This window comes from Actinoplanes sp. NPDC026623, assembly GCF_040638275.1.
Lineage (GTDB): Bacteria > Actinomycetota > Actinomycetes > Mycobacteriales > Micromonosporaceae > Actinoplanes.
On record NZ_JBEZXZ010000329.1, the window covers coordinates 1 to 5,760 of the forward strand.

General features: G+C 67.8%; 4 protein-coding genes. 1 reads left to right on the forward strand and 3 read right to left on the reverse strand.

Going from position 1 to position 5,760, the window contains the following annotated elements; genetic code table 11:
- Positions 1-1,448: MFS transporter (locus AB0F10_RS43705; RefSeq protein WP_360640043.1), on the forward strand; the 1,448-nt coding region annotated here is incomplete at its 5' end.
- 107 nt (positions 1,449-1,555) lie between these two features.
- Here the strand turns inward: AB0F10_RS43705 and AB0F10_RS43710 are convergent.
- From AB0F10_RS43710 to AB0F10_RS43720, 3 genes are all read right to left on the reverse strand, one after another.
- Positions 1,556-1,825 (reverse strand): hypothetical protein, encoded by a 270-nt coding sequence (locus AB0F10_RS43710; protein WP_360640045.1) that lies wholly within the window; start codon positions 1,823-1,825, stop codon positions 1,556-1,558.
- A 116-nt stretch (positions 1,826-1,941) separates the two neighbouring features.
- Entirely contained in the window at positions 1,942-3,534 is a 1,593-nt protein-coding gene (locus AB0F10_RS43715) for a hypothetical protein (protein WP_360640048.1), read from the reverse strand.
- Between the two features lie 39 nt (positions 3,535-3,573).
- The gene (locus AB0F10_RS43720) at positions 3,574-4,854 is read right to left on the reverse strand and encodes a hypothetical protein (RefSeq protein ID WP_360640051.1); all 1,281 of its coding nucleotides are present in this window, start codon (positions 4,852-4,854) and stop codon (positions 3,574-3,576) included.
- Between the last annotated feature and the right edge of the window lie 906 nt (positions 4,855-5,760).

The window sequence follows — 5,760 nt, forward strand, 5'->3', positions numbered from 1 at the left end:
CGCAGGTGCCCGCCGGGCCGCCGCCGGTCCTGCTCCCGGCCGCCACCGCCGCCCGCGCCCCGGCCGTCCTCGCCGGGCTCTGCCTGGCCACCTCCGCCTACTCGGTGCTGCAATCGCTTGTCGTACCCGCCCTCGGCGTCTTCCGGCGCGAACTCGGCACCACCCCCTCCGGCGCCGCCTGGATACTCACCGCCTTCCTGCTCAGCGCGTCCGTCTCCACGCCGCTGCTGGGCCGGCTCGGCGACCTGCACGGAAAGCGCCGCGTCATGCTCGGGGCGCTCGCCGCGATGAGCGCCGGCTCGACCATCTCGGCCCTCGCCGACGGGCTCGCCCCGATGGTCGCCGGCCGGGCCGTGCAGGGCCTCGGCGGCGCGGTCTTCCCGCTCTGCTTCGCCCTGATCCGCGACCACCTGCCGCCGGAGCGCCGGCCCCGCGCGTTCGTCGCCGTCTCCACGGTGATGAGCCTGGGCGGCGCCGCCGGCACGATCGCCGCCGGACCGCTGCTCTCGGTGGCGTCGTCGCGCTGGCTGTTCGGCATCCCCGCGCTGGTGTCCGCGCTCGCCGCGATCCCGGTGGCGGCGCTGCTCCCGCCCGGCACCCGGCGCCGCGACGGCGGCCGCGTCGACTGGCTCGGCGCCGTCCTGCTGGCCGCCTGGCTCGGCCTGCTGCTGCTGGCGATCAGCCTCTCCGGCACGTACGGGTGGACGGCCCCGCAGGTCGCCACCCCCGCCCTGGCCGTGCCCGCGGTCGCCGCGCTGTGGCTGGTCACCCAGCGCCGGGCCCGGCATCCGCTCGTCGACCTGCGCACCCTCGCCCTGCCGACGGTCCGCGCCACCAACGCCGCCACCCTGCTGCTCGGCGTCGGGATGTTCGGCTCGTGGATGCTGGTGCCGCTGCTGGTCGCCCAGCCGGCGAGCAGCGGGATCGGCTTCGGCGCCAGCCCCACCGTGGTCGGGCTGGTGATGCTGCCGACCGCGCTGGGCACGCTGCTGGTCATGCCCGTGCAGAGCCTGCTGGTACGCCGGCACGGCCCGCGCGCGGCGCTCGCCGCGGGCACGGCGACGGCCGGTTCGGCGTATCTCCTGCTGGCGGTTCTGCACGGCACGCTGGTGCAGGTCTGCCTCGCCGTGCTGCTCATGGGCGCGGGGGTCGGCCTGGCCTTCGCGGCGGTGGGTGCGCTGGTGGTCGAGGCGGTGCCGCGCGAGCAGACCGGCGTGTCCGCCGCGATCAACACCGTGATGCGCACCGTCGGCGGCGGCCTCGGCGCGACCCTGGGCGGAACCATCCTGACCTGGTCGGCCGGCGTCTCCGGCCTGCCGAGCCCCCGGTCCTACTCGATCGCGATGATGGTGTTCGCGGCGTCGCTGTTCGCCGCCCTGCTCTGCGCGGTCCGGATCCCCCGCCCGGCACCCGCAGCCGGGCAACAATGGCATCAAGGGGACCGTTGACAGCAAGCTTCCGGGGTGGCGCGGCGCACGACGTGGGTTCAGCGTCGTCGAGCTTGCCGGACGGTTCACCGGCCGACCCGGCCGCCAGAGGCAGCGGACTCGCCCAGCTACATCACGAAAATGAAATCCTCGATGGGCTCGAGCACCGAAATCGTGACCTGAACATGCAGAGGTGAGTCCCAGTCGACATGGAGGCAGAATTCGACACCGCCACTTCCTCCTTCGGGATTGTGCGGAGCAACGTTTGTAATGTAGATGTTGGCATCGCCGATGAACGGCCGGCCGCGGTCATCGAATGGATCCCCACCGGCCCTCCATTCAGCCGCCGTGATGATGACGGCAGACTCTCGATTGATGGGAGGCCAGTTGAAGTTCATCTTGCATCGTCCGTGAACACTGCGGTAAAGCACTCTGATCGATTGGGCCATCGAACCAACCTCTTTCTTCGTGCTGGATCTCCATGTTGGACGGGGGTTCGCTGATGAAATTTCCCCTATTTGACGTACTTCGCCGCGTCCGTCGGAGACACCCAGATGTGGACCACCGACCGGATCGGAACTAGTTGTTGCAACTCCAGGCGCTGCATGTCGAGTTGGTACTTGATCGAGTAGTTCAGGCTCTGCGTGGCTGCGAGATCCATGAGACCCGTTTCGATGCCGGTGTGTGAACCGTGGAACTTGTACTCCTGCTGAAATGCTCCTGCCGATCGGACGACGTCGACGCCGCCGCCCGGCCCCGCGGCGCCGAGGGCCCGATGCGCGGCCGCTCCGGCCAGGTCGAGACGACCCGATCTCGCCACTTCCGTTCGGAAGGCCTCAATGGCCTCCAGCTCGCTCGCAGTGAAATCCCGTGTCATCCGGCTGAACACGACCTCGCTGGTCGAGGCGCGTGCGGTGTAACCGAGCGCCTTCACATCCTTGAGGAGGAGGACGGACGAGCCTGCCTGCGAGCGCTTGCCTGAACCGAGCCCGATCCCGGAGTACAGCTTGGACGGGTCGCCCCTGAACCGCGAGAGCCCCTCGGCGGCGTCCCCGGCGACAGCCAGTCCGTGCGACACGTCCATGTCGCCGTCGGAGATGACCAGCCCGGTCGTGCCGAGAGCCAAGGCCGACGGAGAGGCCGTCAGGTCGAAGACGTACTCAAGTTGCCCCGACATCCGCAGGACATCCTTGCTCTCTGCCCCGCTAACCGCCATTGCGAAGCCCGATGCGAACTCAGCCGTGCCTGCGGCCACACCCATGGCGCCGCCGAGAAGCAGGACGAGCCCGCCGGATCCGTAAATCACCAGCCCCGAACCGCCCGCCACGACGGCACCGCGGGCCATGTGCCCCAGCCCATTCAAGACCGGGGAGTGCGTCACCTCTGGCGGATGATCGCGCAGGCTGGCGACCGCGTAGCCCAGCTTGTACTCGTCGCTCGCGGCGATCTGCGCGGCCCGCGTAGCCAACTCTGCGGCCGCGACCTGCGGAGCGCCCATCACGGAGGCCTTCTTCTGAGCGAGGTCTTGAAGAGCCAGGAAGCTCTCATCCATCTCCGCCTGCAGTTGACGGTCCGCGCTCGATGAACTGGCGTCGCTCCTCGTGGGCGGGAGGCACGACGTGCGCTCCGGGTTGCACGAGGGAGTGCTTCTCTCTGCGAGCAGATCCGGAGCGGCAAGCAGGCTCGGCTGCCGCAGCGCCGAGAACGGCGCGCCTGGCCTGGGCCCCCCGGCGGGCGCCTCCCTGGAATACGGTCGCGACGTCAGGTCGACCAGGGGCCCTGACTTGCCCGCCGTGTCACTCCTGAACGAGTCACGCGACGAATCGGTCTGAGGCGCTGGGATGATCGTCAGATTCTGGTGGGGGTGCGCGGGCAGGCTGCCCCGAACCGACGGACGCCCGTCCGTGTGCGGGTCGTCGGCCTGGACGCGCGCCTTGCCGAACTTGTCGCCGCGGTAACCGGTGTTCTGGGTCAGGTCGCCGTCGGTTTCGAACACCCAATGATGCATATAGGCAAGCAACGCGGAGATCTCGGTCGCCCCGGGACCGCCCCCGCCGATGTCGGAGCCCCCGCCCTGGCCGGTGGCGTCCCCCTCTTTCCCTGTCATCGTGGTCGCCCCGAGGAACGGCCGCGCGGTCGGTCCGCCCTAGACAATGGTGATGTCCGTCTGATTCGGGTCGAAGCAGTAGCCCGGCGGGAAGATCTCAACTCCGGCGGCGTCAAGGTTGGGGATCTTCACTACGACCTCCCATCGCCCCACGGAGGTCAGACCACGTGCCGCGGCAACGGAACCGGCGATCGAGGTGACCGGGCCTCCAAAAGGCGCGGTGCCGACGGTCGCCGTCGCCCCGAGCGGGATCGCCCCGAGGTGCTCTACGTCAGCAATCAGGAACGAGGACTGGTTGTTCTCCACACGGACGACCGGTTCACCGGCGCTGACCGAATCACCTGGTGTCTTGTAGACACCGGTGACGCGACCGGAGAAGGAGCTGGTGAGATATGAACGAATCAGGGCGACCTGCAGTTGATACAGATCGTTGTCGACGGAATCCAACTCGTTCGCGAAGATCTTCTCGAGATGTGGAATGTTTTGCTCAAACATGTAGAGCTCGAACTTCTCGTCCTCGAGACTGATGTGTGCACGGTGCAGCCGCGCCCGCGCGTCCAGAAGAGGAGTCCGGTAGTCGTAATCGGTGTATGTGGCGGCTTCCGCGCTTCGACCTGACTCGTTCGTTTCCGAACGTTCGTAGTTCCTTCCGCCGGTGTCGGCCAGTGCCCGCTGGCCGGCGGTCGTGAACTGGAACTGCTGGTAACCGGCGGGCGTTGCAGGATCCGGCAGCGTTCGCGGCACGGTGTGCCCCTTGTCCACGTACCGCCCCACACTCTCCTGGACAAACACGCCGCGCCTGTCGGAGCCGGCCGAACTCCGGGTCGTCGACTGCACGGAACTGGAGGTCTCCTTGACCACGCCGGCGCGGTCGTCGTCGATGTATGCCTGCTGTAGCAGCAGATGCTGCTCCTCGGCAATATCCGTGAGCCACCCAAGCCTGTTGTTCTTCGATGTCGCAGACAGGCGGGAATACCGGGCCCGGATGGTCGAGATGATTCCTGCCGCGTTCGCATACTTGGAGTAGTAGATGTTCTCCCGCGAGTTCAAGGCGCTGTCCACCGAGGCCTTGCGATCCTCGTTTCGCAGGGAGGCCAGCGAGTACTCATAGAACAGACCCCCGACCCCCGCGGAATCGAACTGCGGCCGCGCGGTCGGCGCGCCCCGATCGGACCGGACAATGTCGTACAGATCCTGCTGTGGAATACCCTTGACCTCCTGGCCCAGCGTCACGTCCAGGGTGCTGAGAATGCCTCCGATCTCGAACCCCAGATAGGTCGACTGCGCCGGCTGCGCGACCATCGAATAGATCTTGCCCACGACTCCCATGCCTGCATCCATCCCGTCCGTTGCATCAGAGGGAAAGCCCGAGCCGCGGCGCCCGCGGACTCCCGAGACCGGCACGTAGCGCGCGCACCGAGGCGCCCCCGCCGGATAAGTATCCCCGATCCTCGCTCAGCCGAGCCGAATCCTTACCAAACTGCCTGCCTCCGATTTCACACAACGCCCCGTCTACATGAGAACCTCTCACACCCACTTAGCGCCCTTGTCGGCCATTCCTCCCGGACCAGGCGTCGCCTGCCGGCCCGGCACGCCTTCGCCGATCAAGGCTTTGCCGGGCGGTTCATCGACCGGGCCCACACCACGCTCAAGACCACCGTCGAGATCGTGCATAAACCCGCCGAACAGCGCCGCTTGCCGTGCATCCGCGCCACCGGGTAGTGGAAAGGACGCCGGCCTGGCTCACCGCCCACCGCCGGCCGGCTCGAGACCACGAACGCCGGCCGGTGGTCTCCGCAGCGGACATCCGCTGGGCCGCGATCGACGGCATGCTCCGCCGGATCACCCGCGGAACGCCTGCACGACGCCAACTCCGCCGCACCTTCAACTGAAATCGATCAACAGGCTCTTAGCTTTCCGTTTGACGTCTGAGCTGGGATTAGTCCCTCTGTTGAGGGACTGGCAGGACGCGGCGGCATCGAGTGGCCGCCGTCGACGAGACGCACCCGGACGGCCCTCGCCTCGGGGAGTGCCGGGAATGCGGTTGAGCCGCCCGGCTGGTTCGCCGGGCGGCTCGTGGGGTCGTGCGGTGGTTCAGCTGATCTTGACGTTGAACAGGTTGTTGGCGGCCAGGGTGCGGAAGGCGGTGAGGCTGGTCTTCTTGCTGTCGATGCTGATGTCGCGGTCGCCCTGGTCGTCGTGCTTGGTGTCGAAGTACACGATCGC

Bases quoted from the DNA above. Each gene is read 5' to 3' on its own strand.
- AB0F10_RS43715 (WP_360640048.1), bottom strand. From the start codon at position 3,534: ATGACAGGGAAAGAGGGGGACGCCACCGGCCAGGGCGGGGGCTCCGAC.
- AB0F10_RS43710 (WP_360640045.1), bottom strand. From the start codon at position 1,825: ATGAACTTCAACTGGCCTCCCATCAATCGAGAGTCTGCCGTCATCATC.